Origin of the sequence: Luteimonas sp. 3794, assembly GCF_031456825.1 — a bacterium.
Taxonomy (GTDB): domain Bacteria; phylum Pseudomonadota; class Gammaproteobacteria; order Xanthomonadales; family Xanthomonadaceae; genus Luteimonas.
In genome coordinates this window covers 89,586-109,232 of the sequence record NZ_JAVDVJ010000003.1, presented here as the reverse complement: position 1 = coordinate 109,232, position 19,647 = coordinate 89,586, and the positions used below count along the sequence as shown (strand labels likewise).

General features: G+C 69.7%; 12 protein-coding genes. 4 read left to right on the top strand and 8 right to left on the bottom strand.

Annotation, left to right across the window (positions count from 1 at the left end):
* Positions 1 to 117 precede the first annotated feature (117 nt).
* Positions 118 to 1,080: a glutathione synthase gene (gene gshB / locus J2X52_RS06650; RefSeq protein ID WP_310150549.1), complete on the top strand. Its 963-nt coding sequence runs from the start codon at positions 118 to 120 to the stop codon at positions 1,078 to 1,080.
* 20 nt (positions 1,081 to 1,100) lie between these two features.
* On the top strand, positions 1,101 to 1,976 hold the full coding sequence (locus J2X52_RS06645; protein ID WP_310150546.1) for an energy transducer TonB: 876 nt from the start codon (positions 1,101 to 1,103) through the stop codon (positions 1,974 to 1,976).
* A gap of 104 nt (positions 1,977 to 2,080) precedes the next feature.
* On the opposite strand, the gene lepB is transcribed toward J2X52_RS06645, so the two are convergent.
* Genes lepB through mrcB form a run of 5 tightly spaced genes read right to left on the bottom strand, consistent with a single transcriptional unit; the run spans position 2,081 to position 8,580 of the window.
* Complete coding sequence (gene lepB, locus J2X52_RS06640; protein ID WP_310150543.1) at positions 2,081 to 2,725, bottom strand: signal peptidase I; 645 nt, start codon at positions 2,723 to 2,725, stop codon at positions 2,081 to 2,083.
* Positions 2,726 to 2,751: 26 nt separating this feature from the next.
* Entirely contained in the window at positions 2,752 to 3,489 is a 738-nt protein-coding gene (gene tsaB, locus J2X52_RS06635; protein ID WP_310150541.1) for a tRNA (adenosine(37)-N6)-threonylcarbamoyltransferase complex dimerization subunit type 1 TsaB, read from the bottom strand.
* On the bottom strand, positions 3,486 to 5,573 hold the full coding sequence (locus J2X52_RS06630) for an ATP-dependent DNA helicase (RefSeq protein ID WP_310150538.1): 2,088 nt from the start codon (positions 5,571 to 5,573) through the stop codon (positions 3,486 to 3,488). Before J2X52_RS06630 ends, tsaB begins: the two co-directional genes overlap by 4 nt.
* A 20-nt stretch (positions 5,574 to 5,593) precedes the next feature.
* The gene (locus J2X52_RS06625) at positions 5,594 to 6,127 is read right to left on the bottom strand and encodes a hypothetical protein (protein WP_310150535.1); all 534 of its coding nucleotides are present in this window, start codon (positions 6,125 to 6,127) and stop codon (positions 5,594 to 5,596) included.
* Positions 6,127 to 8,580, bottom strand: coding sequence for a penicillin-binding protein 1B (mrcB, locus tag J2X52_RS06620; RefSeq protein ID WP_310150533.1), 2,454 nt, complete (start codon positions 8,578 to 8,580; stop codon positions 6,127 to 6,129). Before mrcB ends, J2X52_RS06625 begins: the two co-directional genes overlap by 1 nt.
* A gap of 122 nt (positions 8,581 to 8,702) precedes the next feature.
* Between mrcB and J2X52_RS06615 the strand changes: the two genes are divergently transcribed.
* On the top strand, positions 8,703 to 10,820 hold the full coding sequence (locus tag J2X52_RS06615; protein ID WP_310150530.1) for a glycosyltransferase: 2,118 nt from the start codon (positions 8,703 to 8,705) through the stop codon (positions 10,818 to 10,820).
* On the opposite strand, the gene J2X52_RS06610 is transcribed toward J2X52_RS06615, so the two are convergent.
* On the bottom strand, positions 10,810 to 12,351 hold the full coding sequence (locus J2X52_RS06610) for a hypothetical protein (RefSeq protein ID WP_310150527.1): 1,542 nt from the start codon (positions 12,349 to 12,351) through the stop codon (positions 10,810 to 10,812). The genes J2X52_RS06615 and J2X52_RS06610 overlap by 11 nt on opposite strands.
* 54 nt (positions 12,352 to 12,405) lie before the next feature.
* Positions 12,406 to 14,496, bottom strand: coding sequence for a bifunctional (p)ppGpp synthetase/guanosine-3',5'-bis(diphosphate) 3'-pyrophosphohydrolase (locus J2X52_RS06605; protein ID WP_310151195.1), 2,091 nt, complete (start codon positions 14,494 to 14,496; stop codon positions 12,406 to 12,408).
* Between the two features lie 135 nt (positions 14,497 to 14,631).
* Here J2X52_RS06605 and J2X52_RS06600 point away from each other — a divergent pair, with 135 nt between their 5' ends.
* Positions 14,632 to 15,150, top strand: coding sequence for a hypothetical protein (locus J2X52_RS06600; protein WP_310150524.1), 519 nt, complete (start codon positions 14,632 to 14,634; stop codon positions 15,148 to 15,150).
* 525 nt (positions 15,151 to 15,675) lie between these two features.
* Here the strand turns inward: J2X52_RS06600 and hrpA are convergent.
* On the bottom strand, positions 15,676 to 19,629 hold the full coding sequence (hrpA, locus tag J2X52_RS06595; RefSeq protein ID WP_310151183.1) for an ATP-dependent RNA helicase HrpA: 3,954 nt from the start codon (positions 19,627 to 19,629) through the stop codon (positions 15,676 to 15,678).
* Positions 19,630 to 19,647 lie beyond the last annotated feature (18 nt).

Genomic DNA, 19,647 nt, shown 5'->3' with positions numbered 1-19,647 from the left:
AGCGCCGGCCTGTCAAGATTTTCACGCGCTTTGTGCGCAGTGCCTCGAAATGTGGCGGCGCGGCGGCGGGAACCGCCCCTGATAAGATCGTCCGTCCTTAGCCCGCAGGTCGTACGCATGTCCCTGGATGTCGTCGTGGTGATGGATCCGATCGGGTCGATCAGGATCGCCAAGGACTCGACGTTCGCGATGCTGCTCGAAGCGCAGCGCCGCGGCCATCGCCTGCATTATGTGATCCCGGGCGGCCTGGCGATGACCGGCGGCGACGCGGTCGCGCGGACCGCGCCGCTGACCGTGCGCGAGGACGCCGGCGACTGGTACACCCTCGGCACACCCGCGCTGCGGCGCTTCGGCGCTGGCGACGTGGTGCTGATGCGCAAGGATCCGCCGGTGGACCCGGAGTTCATCGGCGATACGCAGATCCTCGGCGTGGCGCAGCGGCAGGGCGCAATGATCGTCAACGATCCGCAGGGGCTGCGCGACATGAACGAGAAGCTGGGCGCGCTGGCATTTCCGCAGTGCTGTCCGCCGACGCTGGTCAGCCGCGACGCGGCGTCGCTGAAGGCCTTCGTCGCCGAACACCGCGATGCCGTGCTCAAGCCGCTCGACGGTATGGGCGGACGTTCGATCTTCCGCGCCGTCGCCGGCGACGCGAATCTCAACGTGATCCTCGAGACACTCACCGACGGGGGCCGCCGCCTCGCGATGGCGCAGCGTTATCTGCGCGAGATCGTTGATGGCGACAAGCGCATCCTGTTGATCGACGGCGTGCCGGTCGACTACTGCCTGGCGCGGATTCCGCAGGGCGACGAGTTCCGCGGCAACCTCGCCGCCGGCGGCCGCGGCGAGGCGCGTCCATTGAGCGAGCGCGACCGCTGGATCGCCGCGCAGGTCGGCCCGACGCTGGCTGCGCGCGGCATGCGGTTCGTCGGTCTGGACGTCATCGGCGACTGGCTGACCGAGGTCAATGTCACCAGTCCGACCTGCATCCGCGAGATCGATGCGGCCTACGGCATCAACATCGCCGGCCTGCTGTTCGACGCGATCGAGCGCGGCCCGGTCGCAACGCACACCCCCTGACCCGCGCCGCGCGCCCGACGATGCAGGCCGCCCCGCCGCCTCCGCAGATCGACGACGGCGCACGCCTGGGCGCGACGCTGGTGCTGTCGCTGCTGGTCCACGGCTTGCTGGTGCTGGGGATCGGCTTCGCGACCGAAGACGCCGCGCCGCTGATGCCGACGCTGGATGTGATCCTGACCGAGACCACGAGTCCGCTGACCCAGGCGCAGGCCGACTTTCTCGCCCAGGCCAGCAACCAGGGCGGCGGCGAGCACGAACGTACGCATCGGCCGCGCGAGGCGCAGCTCGGCCAGGTGCCGCAGGACACCACCGGCGTCGCGCCGATGGAACTGCGCGCGCAATCGCCCGATGCGCAGCCGCCGCCGATCGATCGCGTGGTCGCGAGCACGCGCGGCGAAACGACGCTGCCGGTCGAAGACCCGACCACGCAGACCGAGCCTTCGACGCTGCCGCGCGGGCCGGAGAAGATCGAACGCGATCTGGAAATGGCGCGGCTCGCGGCCGAGATCCACATGCGCTCGGAGCGTTACGCGCGCCGGCCCAAGCGCAAGTTCGTGTCGGCCAGCACGCAGGAATACGCCTACGCCGCCTATCTGCGGCAATGGGTGGACCGCGTGGAGCGCGTCGGCAACCTCAACTATCCCGACGAGGCGCGGCGCCGACAGTTGGCCGGTGAACTGGTGATCAGTGTGGCGATCCGCCGCGACGGCTCGGTCGAGCGTGCCGACATCGTGCGCAGCAGTGGCACGCCGCTGCTCGACGATGCCGCGCTGCGCATCGCGCGGCTCGCCGAGCCCTACCCGCCGCTGCCGGCGACGGGCGACGAGATCGACGTGCTGCATGTCACCCGGACCTGGAATTTCCTGCCGGGTGGGGAGTTGATTGACGACCGGTGAGGAGCCGTCGATTCCCGCGGTGTCGCGCGTCGTGTAGGAGCGCGCTTGCGCGCGACGGGGCATGCCCGATCGGCCCCAGTGCGCGCAAGCGCGCTCTACAGACCCTAGAGCTTCCGCCAGCCGAAGCCGTCGCCCGTGCGCCAGAACACCCCGCGCGCCTGGCCGTAGATCGCGGCCGCCGGTACGAAGCCGAAATACCGGCCGTCGATGCTGGCACCGCGGTGATCGCCGAGCACCAGCACCTGCCCGTCAGGCACATGCAGGCCGGTCAGGTCGGGGCCACCGCCGGCATCGAGATTCAGTGTGGCCCGCACATCGCCGAAGTCTTCGGGCGCATCGGGCCGATCGGCAAGCGGCGTGCCATTGATCGTGAGGCGACCGTCGACGAGATCGACGCGGTCGCCGCCGACGGCGACCACGCGCTTGATCAGGCGGATGCCGTCCGCGGGCGAGCGGAACACCACCACATCACCGCGCGCCGGGGCATCGCCATCCCACACCGCCCACTGCGTAAACGGCACGCGCAGGCCGTAGGCGCGCATGTCGACGACGACGCGATCGCCCGGCAGCAAGGTCGGTTCCATCGAACCGCTGGGCACGTGGTAGTGGTTGGCCAGCGACGAACGCGCGACGAGCAGCAGGCCGAGCAGGCAGACCAGAGGCAGGCCTTCGCGACGCAGCCAGCCACGCAGGCGCGCGCCGCGCTGCCCGGCGCGCCAGGGCGATGGAGGCGGGGTGGCAGCGGTCATGTCGCTTTCTCCTTGAAGGGCCGGTATCAGGCCGCGCCCGGCGTGCCGGGTTGCGCGGCGCGACGGGACGCGCGCAGCGCGGTCTGTTCGACGAGGGTCAGCGCGACGTTGTCGCGCAGGTAGGCGGGTTCGACACGCTCGGGCCCGATCGCCTCACCACGCGCGAACGCCGCAGCCGCGATCCGCGCCAGATCGGCGGCACTTGGCAACGCGCTCGCGTCGATCTGCGCGAAGCGCGCGCCGAGTCGCGCCTGCAATCCGCCATCGACCGCGGAAAACCCGGTGCCGACGCCCAGCCACGCCGTCGCATCGTTCGGCAGTTCCACCGCGTCGGGCGCGGACACGCGCGCGGGGCCGAGCGCGCGCAGGCCATCGGCTTCGTGGACGAACGCGTGGCTGTAGACCTCGCCCATGCGCGCGTCAATCGCGGCCAACACCTGCGTGCCCGGCACGGACTGCGCGCGCATCGCCAGGACTTCGAGTGTGGAACGGGCCACGACCGGTCGATCGAGCGCCAACGCGATGCCCTGCACCAGCGCGATCGCCAGGCGCACGCCGGTGAACGCGCCGGGACCGCGACCCACTGCCACTGCGTCGAGCTGGCTGCGCGCGATGCCGGCCTCTTGCAACAGCGCCTCGGCCCATGGCAGCGCGAGTTCGGCATGCCGGCGCGGCGCGATCTCGAAGCGCTCCAGCACGCGGCCGTCGTCCCAGATGGCGACGGAGCAGGCTTCTGTGGCGGTTTCGAAGGCGAGCAGTTTCATGGCGGCAGGGCGTCGGGATTCGGGAATTGGGATCCGGGCTGCGGATCCGCTGGCATTGTCGCAGGCGGCGCGTCCGGGCTGCTCGCGAAGAACGCAGCCACGGTCGAAATCTCTCGCGTCCGCGGCATTGGTGGCAGCGAATCGAGAAACAGGCTGCCGTAGCTGCGGCCGAGCAGGCGCGGATCGCACAGCACCAGCACACCGCGATCGTGCTCGGTCCGGATCAGCCGGCCCACGCCCTGCTTGAGCGCGATCACCGCCTGCGGCAACTGCTCGTCGCGGAACGGATTGCCGCCGGCGCGGCGGATCGCATCCAGCCGCGCCTCGAACACCGGATCATCCGGCGCGGCGAAGGGCAGCTTGTCGATGACCACGACGCTCAGCGCGCCGCCGACGACGTCGACGCCCTCGCGAAAACTCGCCGCGCCCAGCAGCACGCCGTTGCCTGATTCGCGGAAGCGCTGCAGCAGCACGTGGCGCGGCGCCTCGCCCTGTACGAACAGCGGCCATGGACAATCGCGGCTGCCGTCGCGCAGCAGCGCCGCGGTTTCGCGCAGTGCGCGATGCGAGGCGAACAGCAGGAACGCGCGGCCACCGGAGGCTTCGAGCACCGGCATCACGGCATCGATCACGGCCCGCGTGTAGGCAGGCGCCGAGGGCTGCGGCAGTTTCGGCGGCAGGTAGCACAGCGCCTGGTGGGGCCAATCGAACGGGCTGGGCGTCAGCAGCGTCTGCGGCGCCTCGATGCCGAGGCGCTCGGCGATGTGATCGAAGCAGTCATCCACTGCCAGCGTTGCGGAGGTGAAGATCCACGCCGCGCGCGAAGCTTCGCGATGCGCGCGCAAGGGCGCCGAGACGTCGAGCGGCGTGCGTTGCAGGCGGAAGCCACGCGGGGTGAGTTCGTACCACAGCACGCCTTCGTCGGCCAGCGGCGCGTCGGCCACCTCGGCGGGCATCTCTTCGTCGTCGAACATCGATTCCGCTGCTGCGCTGCCGTCATTCCAGCGCCGCAACCGGGTGATGAAGGCCTGCGCGCGGGCATGGCAACTGTCGAAGCCGGGCGACGCTTCGCGCAGCGGGCCGAGCGCATCGCGTAAGTGCAGCAATGCATCGTCGAGCGCATGCAACGCGTCTTCGACCGCCGGCTCGTACAGCGCGCGGTAGCGGGTGCCACGCGGCGGCAGTCCGTCCATCGCCGCACGCAGCGCGCGCGTGGCTTCTTCCAGCACATGCGCAGGCAACTGCAGGACCGGCAGCGCACCGGGCACTTCCTTGCATTCGGCAATCGCATCACGCGCGAGTTCGACCAGCGGTCGCGCACTCATGCCCTCACCGAAAAACTGCGCAGCGAGTTCCGGCAGCTGGTGCGCTTCGTCGACGATGAACACCTGCGCGCCCGGCAGGATCTCGCCGAAGCCTTCCTGCTTCAGCGCCAGATCCGCCAGCAGCAGATGGTGGTTGACCACGACGACGTCGGCCGCCTGCGCACGCTGGCGCGCCTGCACGAGAAAGCACTCGCTCCAGAACGGACAGTCATTGCCGAGGCAGTTGTCGACGGTCGAGGTGACCAGCGGCAGCAGCGGCGTATCCTCGGGCAGACCGTCGAGTTCGGCCATGTCGCCCATGCGCGTGCGCCCGGCCCAGGTGACGATGCGTTGGAACTGGTGGATCTGTTCGCGCGATGTCAGCCGCGGTTCGCCGCGCGCCTGCTCGAGGCGGTACAGACACAGATAGTTCGCGCGCCCCTTGAGCAGCGCGCTGCGCAGACCACTGCCCAGCGCATCGCGCACGCGCGGCAGGTCGCGGTGGAACAGCTGGTCCTGCAGTGCGCGCGTGCCGGTCGAGACGATCGTCTTCAGGCCCGACAGCAGCGCCGGGACCAGGTAGGCGAAGGTCTTGCCGGTGCCGGTGCCTGCTTCGGCCAGCAGCGTGGCGCGCTGGTCGATCGCATCGGCCACCGCCGCCGCCAGCGACTGCTGGGCGGCACGCGGCCGGAACGCGGGAATCCGTTCCGCCAGCAGGCCACCGTCGACAAGCGCGTCGCGGCTGCGATGCGCGAGGCGGGCGTCAGGTGCCGCGAGCACGGGCCCGGCCGGTCGCGCGATCAGTAGCGATTGGGCCCGGCGACACGGCACCCGTCAGCTTGACTGCGGGCCTGGGTCGCGCCGTCGGCATCGCCGGTCGACAGGCGCACCTGCTCCAGGGTGATCCAGTGGCGGCGGCAGAGCGGACCGACCTGCGCGCCGATCGCATAGGCGCGTTCGGCCAGCTGCGTGGCCATGGGCAGGTCGCTCTGCAGGATCGCCAGTTCCGCGCGCTCCTGCAGCAGTGCGGGATCGCTGTCGACGATCGTCATCGCTTCGTCGAGCGCGGCGACTGCGCCGACGAGATCGCCCTGCGCCTCCAGCGCGACCGCGCGTACGCGCAGGTCCTCGATCATCGGATCGCGCAGCGGCTGCACGGCGAGTTCACCGTCGCCATCGCCGGCCGATGCGCGGATCGCCTGGACCATGGTCGCAGGCGGAATGGTCGAGACCGGCGCGGTTTCGGGCGTGGTCGGCGACGGGCTGGCGCAGGCGCCCAGCACGAGCGCGGCGGACAGTGCAGATAGACGGAAGGCGAGACGGAACTGGGACATCAGGGCGACTCCTGGGTGGGCGGCGCGGGCGCTGGGGCCGGCGGCGCGGCCTCCTCATCACGGCCGAAGCCGAAGAACTCGCGCCAGCCGCGGCGCTCCTGTTGCACCGGCGCGCCGGTGGCATCGACAAGGTTGCCGCTCTCGTCGACGAAGGTCTGATTGGGATCGTAGGTCGGGCACGACTGGTAGGGCGGCGCGTAGCCGGTCACGAAAGCGAAACGGCGTGCATCGGGACAGTTGGCGTCGGTGCTGTTGGACTGCGCGACCCACTGCCATTCCAGGCCTGCGTCGCCGACTTCGAGCGGCGCGCTCGGCAGACGCGAGAAGATGCCCGACCACACGCGCATCGCGCCGGTGGCGCCGTACAGGCCGGTCTGCTCGTTCTGGTCGTTACCGACCCAGACGACGGCCAGGTGATCGCCGGTCCAGCCGGCGAACCAGCTGTCGCGGCCGTCATTGCTGGTGCCGGTCTTGCCCGCGGCGTTGAGCCGGCCCAGGCCGTCACTGACCAGTTGACGCCCCGTGCCCGAGGTTACCGCGTGCTGCAGCGCCAGCGTCACCAGGCGCGCGGCGATCGCGTCGCCGTCCTGCGCCGGCCGCGGCGCATTGTCGTAGCGGTTGACGACGCGGCCCTGCTCGTCGAGGACGCCCCGCACGGCGCGCAGCGGCTGGATCTCGCCACCGGAGGCAAGAAACTGGTAGAGCTGCGTCATCGCATACGGACTCTGGTCCGTCGAACCGAGCGTCAGCGACGGATTGGGCGTCGCGCGCACGCCGGCGAGCACGTGCACCAAATCGGCAAGCGCACGCGCGCCGACGGCTTCGCCGATGCGCACTGTGGCCTGGTTGTAGGAGCGCGCCAACGCATCGATCATCCGCACCGTGCCGTGGCTGCGACCGTCGGAATTGCCCGGTGACCAGCGTTGCCCGTTCTCCAGCGTGATCGTCACCGGCGAATCGTCGACCCAGCTCGCCAGCGAATACTGCGACGGGTTGCCGAACGCGAGCAGATAGACGAAGGGCTTGAGCAGCGAGCCGACCGGTCGCTGCGCCTCGATCGCACGGTTGAAGCCATGCTCGACCGGATCGCGGCTGCCGACCGCCGCCACGACTTCACCCGAATGCACATCGGTGACCACAAGTCCGGCCTGCAGTGGCGGCCGCTTGCCGGTGCTCAGGTCCTTGAGCGTGCGGACCGTCGCGCCTTCGGCATAGGCCTGCGCCGACGGCGCCATCGCGGTCATCACCGACAGGCCGGCGCCCTGGAGTTCGCCGGTCGGATAGTCGCGCGCCAGCTGCCGGCGCACAAGATCGACGTAGGCGGGAAACCGGTTTGCGGCAATGCTGCCCGGCGTTTCGGTGACGCCGAGCGGACGCTCGGCCGCGCGGTCGTGCGCAGCCTGGTCGATCAGGCCCGACTCGAGCATCTTGCCGAGCACGAAATCACGACGCGTTCGTGCCCGCTCGGGATGACGGCGCGGGTCGTAATAGGAAGGCCCGCGGATGATGCCGACCAGCAGCGCCACCTGCTCGGTTTCCAGATCGTCAAGGCGTCGCCCGAACCAGAACTCCGCGCCGGCGGCAACGCCATGGATCGCCTGCGCGCCACGCTGACCCAGATACACCTGGTTGAGATAGGCCTCCAGAATCGGGCCCTTGCCGTAGCGCGCCTCGATCAGCATCGCGTAGAGGATTTCGTTGAACTTGCGCGTATAGGTCTGCTCGCGTCCGATGCCGAGCAGGCCGCTGCGTGCGAGCTGCTGCGTGAGCGTGCTCGCGCCTTGCCGGGCCTCGCCGGCGCGCAGGTTGACCAGTGCCGCGCGCAGCATGCCGCTCAGGTCGATACCGTGGTGGTGGGCGAAATCCTTGTCCTCGACCGCCTGCAACGCGTCGGTCAGCAACTGCGGCACTTCGTCGATGCGGACCAGCCGGCGTTCTTCCTGGCGCTGGCCGTAGAGCGTGGCGATACGCGCCGGATCCATGCGCGCGACCTTGAGCGCGCGTTCGCCATCGCCGTCGCGCAACCGCGACACACGGCCACCCGACAGCGTGAGTTGCACCCGGCCGGGCGCAACCGCGCCGTCGACATCGCGATAGCCGCGGCTGGCGATCGTCCAGCGCGCACCTTCGCTCGCGTAGGTGCCCGGCTTGACGCCATCCCCTTCGCGATAGCCCGCGGCGTCGAGCTCGGTCTTGAGCGTCGCAGCGTTCATCGCCATGCCGGGCGCCACCTGCAGCGGACGCGCATAGACGCGCGTGGGCACCTGCCAAGTCAAGGCATCGAACTTCTCGCCGACCTGATGGTTCAAGTACAGCGTATAGGGAATCAGGAAACCGAGGCCCAGGGCGACCAGCGCCAGCACCGCCGTCACCGCGCGCCGACGCCATGGGGGCGGCGCCTCGTCGTCGTTCAGATCGTCGGTGTCGTCGTCTTCGTAATCGATCCGGGCCATGGATTTCCTGCACCCGCGGCGGCGGGACGATGTGGATGCCACAATAGCGCCGGGCAGTCTATCCCAGCGCTCCGGCGCGCATCTCGACCGCCTCCCGAACAGTCAGCTGGAGTTACGAACGCATGTCGTTTTTCCTGGCGGGCGCGCGGTTCCAGCTGGAGCGCGCGCTCGGCCTGTGCCGCCGAGGTTTCGCCAGTCTGCGTACCCGCGGGGCCGCGGCGACCTGGCAGCGCGTCAGCGCACAGCTCGGCCTGTTCGCCCCCGCATCCGCGGAGACCTTGCGCATCGCCGACACATCGCCGTTCGCACCGTTCGCCCTGCCCGCCTCCGAGGCGCCCGAAGTGAGCATCGTCATTCCGGTGCATGGCCATGCCGACGAGACGATCGCCTGCCTGCGTGCGATCGCCACGCATCCACCGCGCGCATCGTTCGAGGTGATCGTCGTCGACGACGCGAGTCCGGACGACACGCTGGCCCTGCTGTCGCAGGTCGACGGCGTGCAGCTGCATGCGCTTTCCGCGAACCAGGGCTTCATCGGTGCGTGCAATGCCGGCGCTGCCCTGGCCCACGGCCGTTTCCTGCTGTTTCTCAACAACGACACCGTGCCGCAGCCCGGCTGGCTGGATGCACTGCGCGCGACGTTCGACGCCCAGGCCGACGTCGGCATCGTCGGCGCGCAGCTGGTGTACCCCGACGGCCGCCTGCAGGAAGCCGGCGCAATGCTGGCGCGCGATGGACGCGGCGAAAGCCGGGGCCGCTTCGCCGACCCCACGCAACCCGCATTCGCCTGGTGCGCGGACGTGGACTACGTGTCCGGCGCTGCATTGATGCTCGAGCGGGGCCTGTTCGAACACCTCGGCGGATTCGACACGCGTTACGCGCCGGCTTACTACGAGGACACCGATCTAGCGTTCCGCGTGCGTGAGGCTGGCCTGCGCGTACTGGTGCAGCCAGCCGCGCGCGTCGTGCATCTTGAAGGTGTCAGCGCGGGTACCGACCCGGCGCAAGGCATGAAGGCCGCGCAGGCGCGCAACCTGCCAGTGTTCGAAGCGCGCTGGCGCGATGCACTCGCATCGAGGCCGATCGATCCGGTCGCCGCCGGACAGCTACCGCGCCCCGGTACGCCGCAGGTGCTGATCGTCGACAACCTCACCCCCAGCCCCGATAGGGATTCGGCCTCGCTGCGGCTGGTCAATCTGATGCGGATGCTGCGCGACGCCGGTGCGCATGTTGTGTTCCTGCCCGCCGACCGCCGGCACGGCGGCGATGCGACACGTGCGCTGCAGGCGCTCGGTGTCGAGGCCTGGTACGACCCGCACGTGGGCGGCGTCGCGCGCTGGATGCGCACGCATGGTGGCCGCTTCCAGCGCGTACTGCTGTGCCGCCATTACATCGCGCGCGAGTTCCTGCCCTTGGTGCGCGCGCATGCGCCGCAGGCACGGGTGGTATTCGACAGCATCGATCTGCATTACGTCCGTGAGCAACGCGGGGCCGAAATCGCCAACGACGCTTCACTGCTCCGCGCTGCGGCGCGTACGCGTTCACTGGAGCTCGATGTCGTCGCTCGCGCTGACGAAACCCTCGTGGTCAGTGCGGCCGAGGCCGAAATGTTGAGCCGCGACGCGCCCGAGGCGCGCGTCACCGTGTTGTCGAACCTGCACGAGGTCGCTGGCGCCGGAACCGCGTTTGCGCAACGGCGCGATCTCGTCTTCGTCGGCGGCTTCCGCCATCCGCCGAACGTCGATGGAATGCGCTGGTTCCTCGGCGACGTGTTTCCTCGGATCCGTGCCGCGTTACCGGACGTGCGCTTCCATTGCATCGGCGGGTACGTGCCGGACGCAATCGCTGCGTTCTCGACCGCGCCCGGCGTACACGTCCACGGCCATGTGCCGGACATCGGACCCTACATGGACGGCTGCCGCATTGCAGTCGCACCGCTGCGCTTCGGCGCAGGCGTCAAAGGCAAGGTGAATCTGAGCATGGCCCACGGGCAGCCGGTCGTCGCGACGCCTTGTGCGGCTGAAGGCATGTATCTGCGCGATGGCGAGGACGTGTTGCTGGCGGAAGATGCCGACGCATTCGCGGAGGCGGTCATCGCGCTCTATCGCGACGAGGCGCTTTGGTCGCGCCTCTCCGGCAACGGGCTGGCGAACGTGCAGGCACATTTCTCGCTGGACGCGGCGCGTGACACGGTGCGTCGCGTGTTCTTCGATGGCGCACGATCCGCTATCAACGGTTGATGGAGGCCGCGCGCAGCCGGCGCCCGAATTCTGTGTGGCCCGGCACGCCTGAATCGACATCGCGCGCCGATGCCAGCGCGGCTTCCGCCCCGGCGAGGTTGCCCGCACCCAGACGCTCGTCGCCGATCGCCAGCCAGCGCTGGGCCAGTCGCCGGCGCGCGTCGCGCACCGCGCTGCCTGCGTCGCCGAGCACTTCACGCGCATCGAGGCAGGCACGCGCGCGGGCCAGATTGTTCGCACGCAGCCCCGCGTCGAAACACTGGCGGGCCGAGGGCAACAGGCGCGAGGACGCGCGCGCCACCGCAGCATCGTCGGGCGCGATCAGGCGCGCAGCGCGGATCTTGTCGTAGGCGCTGTCGCCGGGTGGCGTCAGCAAGTCGCCGCGTGCTTCGGCCACAGCAGCCTGTTGCAGCAGGGCATCCACGCGCCGGCGGCGTTCGGCCGGCGGCAATTGCGGGCCCAGACGGGCATGCCGCGCACGCGAGCGTTCGACATGTTCGCCGGCCAGACGCACCGCTTCGCTGTCGGCCGCCAGCGCACGCGCTTCGCGCAATTGCGCGTCGGCATCGGCGAAATTGAAGTCGCGTGCGAAGCGTTCCGCGCGACCCGCGTAGGCGGCGGCCGCGTCGAGCAGGCCGCGCTGCGCGCGTGCATCGTGCGGATCGAATGCGAGCAGGATGCGCCACTCGGCAACCGCCCGCTCCACCCGGCCTGCGTCCAGACTGCGTGCAGCACGGCTGCGAAGCGCGTCGAGTTCTTCGGTCAGTCGGGCCTCGGTATCGGGCAGGTCGACGTGACCGGCGTCGTATTCGCGGGCGCGGGCGATCAGGTCGGCCGCCTCGCGCAGTCCGCCCTCGCGCAGGCGACGCCGCGCGTCGTCCAGCAACGACGCCAACGCATCCTCGCGCCCGCGCAGGGCGTCAGCGTTGTCCGGCTGCAGCGCCAGCACGCGACGATAGAGCGGCAGCGCGCTGTGATCATCGGCGTCGAGATTGCCGGCCTCCTGCGCGGCCTGCGCTTGCGCGAGCAACCGGTCCAGTCCGGCCCCTGCGGCTTCCCGCTGCCGCAGTGCAGTCGCGACCGCATCGACCTGCTCGCGTGGCGCGGAGAGGTCATGCGCCAGCCGCAACGCGGCATGGGCATCGTCGAGGCGACCAGCCTCGACCGCGGAGGCCGCCTGCACGACCGCAGCACGCGCTACATCGGCCAGGCCCGCGCGCGGACGGACGTCGTCGGGATCGAGCGCCAGCGCGGCCTCGTACAGCTGGCGCGCGCCGTCGCCATCGGGTGTGCTCAGGCGTCCGGCGGCGGTGGCCGCGGCCGCATCGTCGAGCAGGGCCTGCGCGCGGGTTTCGGGCCACAAACGGTCGACCAGGAACAGGCGCGCGCTCACCACCAGCGCCACTGCGACCACGAGCGCGCCGATCGCGATCCACCAGCCTCGGTGCCGCCACGCCGCAGGGGCGTGTGCAGACCGCGGACGTGATGCCGCGCGCGCCAGCGGTTCGCGCGGCGTCGCGGGATCAGGCATGTCGGATTCGCGTTGCACGCGGCGCAGTATGCGAGCCGCCCATGAACGTACGCGTCACCGGCGCGCAGCCTCCACGCCCGGCATCCCGTCGAGTTTGCCGAGCAGACGCGCCAGCTGACCGTAATCCGCCACCCGCACGCGCAACTGCAGACGCACGCGCGACAGGCCCAGCGACTCGCTCTGGATCGACAGCACGTGCACGTCCTCCTGGGCGATCGCGTTGCTGAGATCCTTGAGCAGATGCCGGCGATCGACCGCTTCGACGACGATGTCCGATGCATGGCCACCACTCGCACGCCCCCACTCCACCGGCAGCACCCGCTGTGGTTCGTTCGCCGACAGACGCAGAAATGACGGGCAGTCGCGACGGTGCACGGTCACGCCGCGCGCCCGCGTGAGATACCCGGCGATTGGCTCACCGGGCACCGGCCGGCAGCAGCGCGCGACCTGCACCAGCAGGTTGTCGACACCGACCACGTGGAATTCGGAGTCGGCAGTCTTGGGTATTCGCCGTGGCTGCCGGAGCGGCAATGTCGGCGCAGCAGGCTCGGCCGGCGATTCGCGTTCGCGCTCCAGCTCCAGCAGCGCGCGCCCGATCTGGTTGGGCCCCACATCGCCGAGCGCGACCAGCACCAGCAGATCATCGACAGTCGAGACATTGAAGCGCGGCAAGACCGGCGCAAGATCGGCGTGCAGCAGACCGAGCCGGCGCAGATCCTTGTCCAGCAGTTCGCGACCGGCCTGCAGATTGCGCGCACGATCGAGCTTGTGGAACCAGTTACGCACCTTCTCGCGCGAACGCGAACTGGCCAGGAACCCGTTCGATGCGACCAGCCAGTCGCGCCGCGGCGACGGCGTCTTCGCGGTCATGATCTCGACGCGCTCGCCGCTGTGCAGGACGTAGTCCAGCGGCACGATGCGCCCGTCGACCTTGGCGCCCCGGCAACGATGCCCGACCATCGTATGCACTTGATAGGCGAAATCGAGCGGCGTCGCGCCCCTCGGGAGGTCGACGATCTCGCCCTTGGGCGTCAGCACGAAGACGCGGTCCTCGACCAGTTCGGTGCCGAGCGCACCGGCCAGTGAAGGATCCCCCTCGCCCGCCGGTTCGGTATGCGCATCGAGCAGACGGCGCATCCATTCGATCCGCCGCTCGAGCGCGGCATCGCCGGCCGAGGACGAGCGCTGCGAACCACCGCTTTCTTTGTAGCGCCAATGCGCGGCGACACCGAGTTCGGAGGCCTCGTGCATCTCGCGGGTGCGGATCTGCACTTCCAGCGTCTTGCCTTCGGGACCGACGACCGCGGTATGCAGCGAGCGGTAATCGTTGTGTTTGGGCCGGGCGATGTAGTCGTCGAATTCGCTGGGGATCGGCGTCCACAGCGCATGCACCACACCGAGGGCTGCGTAGCAGGCCGGAATGTCCTCGACCAGCACGCGCACCGCGCGCAGGTCGTAGAGCTCGCCGATCGGCACCTGCTTGCGCTGCATCTTCTTCCAGATGCTGTAGATGTGCTTGGGCCGTCCCGCGACCTCGCCGCGCACGCCCTGCGCGGCCAATGCCTCGCCGAGTTGCACGCGCACCGCCTCGATGTGGCGCTCGCGTCCGGCGCGCTTGTCGTCGAGCAGACCGGCGATGCGGCGATAGGTGTCCGGTTCCAGGCAGCGGAACGCGAGATCCTCCAGTTCCCATTTCAGCTGCCAGATGCCGAGCCGGTTCGCCAGCGGGGCGTGGATATCCCGGGTCAGCGATGCCAGCGCGCGACGCGCGGCATCGTCGTCGCTGCGCGCCGCCACGCGCATCAGCGCCAGCTGTCGCGCCAACAGCACCAGCACCAGACGCAAATCTCGGATCAGGGCCAGCAGCAATCGGCGCAGGCCTTCCGGATTGCCTTCGCTCGCGTGCTCCGCATGCAGCGACCACACCTGGTGCGCGGCCGCCAGGCCTTCGATCAGGGGCACGATCGAAGGAAGTCGCCCCGTCAGCAGCGGACGCCATGCCGGCACCGCATCGGCAAGCGCGCTCGCGACGACTTCGGGATCTGCGCCGAGCAGGGCCAGCGCGCCGATCGTGTCGAGCAGTACCGCCGCATAGTCCGATGCGATCTCGGCATCCTCGGGCAGCGATGCCAGCAACGCACGCACGGGCAGACCCGACGCAGCCAGGGTCGGCAGCGCCAGCAGGCGGTCGCGCAGGTTGTCCGGAGGCACGGTCACGGGCCGCTCGTCGCGCGGGCAGGACGGTCTACACTAGCGGCGCCCCGGCCACAGGAACAGAGCATGCGTGCAGTCCACAGTGTCTTGATCGCAGCGGCGCTTGCCGCGTCCATTCCCGCATACGCGCAGCAGACGCGCATCGAAGATCGCCTGACGGCCTCCGAATTCCGCGAAGCAGGGCTCGGCAAACTCAGCGAGGCCGAACTTGCACGCCTCAACGCGCTGCTGGCCCGCGGCGCATCGCCAGGTGCCGCAGCGGCTGCGCCCGACGTCGAGACGCGCATCGCGCAGGCGCGAGAAGAAGGCCGTCTCGAAGCGCAAGGCGAGCCCCGTGCCGGCTTGCGGCCTGTGGACTCCCGCGAGCCGATCGTCAGTACGCTTCCCGGTACGTTTGCCGGATTCGCCCGCGGCCGCGAATACACGCTGGCGAACGGCCAGGTCTGGCGGCAGACCGACGGCGCTTCGATCGCCGGCGCGCGCGGTCAGGACATCGGCGTACGGATTCGCCCCGGCTTCATGGGTGTCTGGTGGCTGCAGATCGATGGCTACAACACCCAGGCCAAGGTCGAACGCGTTCGCTGAGAAATCCGCCCATGTCTCCAGGGGAAATGATCCGACGCGCGCATTCTCCGTTTTGATTCTCGCTTTCTCGCTTGCAGGCGCGGGGACGGCCGCCTTGGCGCAGACATCCCCGCTGGAAACGCGCAGGGAAGTGCGCAGTTCCGAACATCCGGCCTGCACAAGCTTGATCCGCTCGAGCTGCGCGCACTCGATCAGTGGATCGCCGCGCAGACTGCGAGTGCGCAGGCACCTGCCGAGGCACAGCTCGCCGAGGCGCGCGCAGCGGGGCGCCGGGAAGCGGCGGGACTCCGCGCCGCGCCGGACGCGGCGCCCGAACCGGTGAGCAGCACACTCGTCGGACGATTCGAGGGCTTCCGCCGTGGTCGCGAATACACCCTCGCCAACGGTCAGGTCTGGAAGCAGGTCAGCGAACGGCACTCAAGGGCGCGCGGAGCGATGCGCTGGCGGTCGAGATCCAGCCTGCCCGGCTTGGCGGCTGGTGGATGCGCGTCGCCGGCTACAACCTGCGCGTCCGCGTGGAACGCATCAGGTAAGCGCCGCCACCCGCGTCGCCAGCTTCTTCGGCGACACGCCGCCTTTCGCGCCCAGTTCCTGGGCGAATAGCGAGACGCGGAGTTCTTCGATATCCCAGCGCAGTGCCTGCCAGTCGGGCGCGTCGCTGCGGCCGCGCGCGGCCGCTTCGGCAAGGGCATCGACGAAGGGTTTGACGTCGAGCATGCGCTGCTGGTCGCGCTGCGGATCGCGCTGCGCGCGTTCGGCGCGCAGCGACAACGCGTGCAGCCAGCGCGGGTATTCCGACAGTGCCGTCGCCGGCACCGTACGCAGGAACCCGGGAGGCACCAGGGCGTGCAACTGGGCCTGCATATCGTCGAGGTTCGCGCGCGCCCAGCCCATCAGTTTCGATTCAAGCCTGGCGCGCACCTCGGCGACGCGATCGAGGATCGCCTCGGCCTGCTGCAGGCGCGCCATCGCTTCGCCGAACAAGGCTTTGCCGACCGCGTCGCGATGGGCGGCGAACGCATCGGCATCGCGGATCGTCTCGAGCCCATCGACGAGCAGCGCGGCGAGCGCGCCGTCGACGAGATCCTCGCGCAGGCGATCGCCGGGCTTGCCGCCACGCGGCGCGGCGGATTCGATCGCGGCATAGAGCAGCGCGGTCTTCGGTGCGACCGGCAACTGTTTGCGCGCGTGGCGCACGCGGTCCGCCAGCGCGAGCGTCAGCAGACGCCGCACCCCCTGCGGGTGCAGGCGACGCGCGTGCGCGGCATCTGCGTGAACCGCCAGCGACGCGCTGTCGCCGTCGTCCTGAAGCGCGGGATAAGCGGGCAGGCCGCCGGCGCCCGGGATCGACATCGGTACCGGCGTGTCCGGAAACGCGGTCAGCCCGCCCTGCTGCAGGCCATCTGCGGCATGCGAGGCGAACGCACGCGCCGCGCGTTCGCCGAAGCGGCGGCGCAGGTCGTCGAGGTCGCGCGATTCCGCGAGCACAGTGCTGGTCTTGCGATCCCGCCCGGTATCGACCAGACGCAGGTTCGCGCGCAGATGCGGCTCCAACGCCGCCTCGTCGAAATCCGATGCCGAAATGTCCACGCCGGCGAGCTTCTTCAGGAACCGTGCCAGCGTGCCGGCGAACGCATCGGCATCGCCGTCGCGCCAGGCCTGCGCGAATGCACGCGCGAAATCCGGCGCCGGGACGAAATTGCGGCGCAACGCCTTCGGCAGGCTGCGGATCATCGCGGCCGCCTTGTCCTCGACGAAACCCGGCGCCAGCCAAGACAGCCGCACCGGATCGATGGCGTTGAGCAGATGCAGCGGCACCGACACCGTCATGCCGTCGTCGACCGCGCCCGGTTCGAACCGGTACGACACGGCGAGTCGCGCCTCGCCGAGCGCGATGAACGCCGGAAACAGATTGGCGTCCACCCCGTCGGCGACCAGCAGGTCGTCGTGGCCCCACGTCAGCGCCTGCTTCGCGGCCTCGGGCGCCTTTCGCCACCACGCGTCCAGCGCCTGCGCCGACAGCACATCGGCGGGCAGCCGCTGCGCATACCACTGCGTCATCCAGTCTTCGTCGACGACGATGCCCACGCGGCGCTGCTTGGCTTCTTCCTCGCGTGCGTATTCGAGCGTGCGCAGGTTGCGCTCGACGAAGCTGGCGCGCGTATTGATCTCGCCGGTCACCAGACCATCGCGCAGGAACAGCGCACGCGCCTCGTCCGGATACAGCCGCCCATAGTCGACGGGCTTCTTCGGTGCCAGCACCAGGCCGAACAGGCTGATCTGCTCGCTGCCGACCACCCGCCCCTGCGAACGCGACCAGCGTGGATCGTGATGGCGCCGCGCCAGCAGGTGATCCAGCTCGCCGATCACCCAGTCCGGCTCGATCGCCGCATTGGTCAGCGACCAGACCTTCTCGGTATCCAGTAACGTCGCCGACAGCACCCACGGTGGCGGCTTCTTCGACAGCGGCGAACCGGGAAACAGCTGGAAGCGCCGTCCGCGTGGCCCTTCGTACTGGCCGGACACACGGCCACCACCACCGGGATCGGCGCGATGGCCGACCTGGGTCGGCAGACCGGCGATCAGCGCACGATGCAGCGCGATGTATGCAGCCGCCTCCGCCTTCGCAGCGACGCGCGGGTCCGCGTCCGCGACTGCGCTGACGCGCGCGTCGATCGACCACCCGAGTTCTTCGCACTGCAAGCGCAGCTGGCGATGCAGTTCGCGCCACTCGCGCATGCGCAGGAACCCGAGGAAGTTGCGATCGCACCACTTGCGTAGCTGCGATTGGGTGAGATCGGCATGCGCCTGCCGGTAGCCGTCCCACAGTTTTACGATGCCGACGAACTCGGATTTCGCATCGGCGAACTGCGCATGCGCGGCGTCGGCTGCGCCGCGCTGATCGGACGGCCGCTCGCGCGGATCCTGGATGCCGAGGAACGAGGTGATCGCGAGCATCTCGTCGAGGCAGCCATGCGCGCGCGCGGCGACGAGCATGCGCGCGAGCTTGGCGTCGACCGGCAGCTTCGCCATCGTGCGGCCGGTCGCGGTGAGCGTGCGCGCGCCGTCGATCGCGCCGAGCTCGGCCAGCTGCTGCCAACCATCGGCAACCGCGCGCGGATCCGGCGGCTCGACAAACGGAAACGATTCAATGTCACCCAAGCCGAGCGACAGCATCCGCAGGATCACGCCTGACAGCGACGCGCGCCGGATCTCGGGATCGGTGAACTGCGCGCGCGATGCGAAATCGGCTTCGGAAAACACCCGGAAGCATGTCCCCGGCGCAATCCGGCCGCAGCGGCCCTTGCGCTGGTCTGCGCTGGCCTGACTGACGGGCTCGATGTGCAGGCGGTCGAGTTTCTGTCGCGGGCTGTAGCGCTTGACGCGCGCGAGTCCGGGATCGACCACGTAATGGATGCGCGGCACGGTGAGCGAGGTTTCGGCGACGTTCGTCGCCAGCACGATGCGTCGCTGCGGCCCCGGATTGAACACCCGATCCTGGTCCTTGGCCGACAGCCGCGCATACAACGGCAGCACCTCTGTGTGGCGGTATTTGCGGCGCTCCAGCGCCTGGTGCGCATCGCGGATCTCGCGCTCGCCGGGCAGGAAGATCAACGTGTCGCCGGTACCGCGGATCTGCATGATCTCGTCGCAGACCGACACGATGCCGTCGAGCACGCTGCGCTCGCCCGCGTCGTCGCCTTCGCCTTCCAGCGGCCGGTAGCGCACCTCGACCGGAAAACCGCGGCCTTCGACATCGACCACCGGTGCGCCGTCGAAATGTTCGGAAAAGCGCGCGGTGTCGATCGTCGCCGAAGTGACGATCAGTTTGAGATCCGGGCGTCGCCCCAACAACTGTTTCAGATAGCCCAGCAGAAAATCGATGTTGAGGCTGCGCTCGTGCGCCTCGTCGATGATGATCGTGTCGTAGGCCGACAGCCAGCGATCGGAGCCGATCTCCGCCAGCAGGATGCCGTCGGTCATGAACTTGATCGCGGTCGCGTCGCTGACGTTGTCGTTGAAGCGGACCTGATAGCCGACTGCGCCGCCGATCGGCACCTGCAGTTCATCGGCCACGCGCTTTGCGACCGTGCGCGCCGCGATGCGCCGTGGCTGGGTGCAGCCGATCAAGCCGGCGGCGCCACGACCGGCGGCCAGACACAGTTTCGGCAACTGCGTGGTCTTGCCAGAACCGGTCTCACCGGCCACCACCACGACCTGATGCTCACGGATCAGCCGAGCGATCTCCTCGGCCTTGCCCGCGATAGGCAACACAGGATCGACCTCGGCGCGCGGCAACTGCGCGGCGCGCGTCTCGCGCTGCCGGATCGAGGCCTGCAATCGCGTCTCGAACGCCTCGCGCACGGCGGGGTCGCCGGGCGCGCGGCGCCACCGGCCCAGCAGCGCGAGCAGCCGGCCGCGGTCGCGCGTCGTCGCCGCTTCGATCGCGGCCTGCGCGTGTTTCAACGCACCGTTCACCGCCTTGTCGCTGGAATG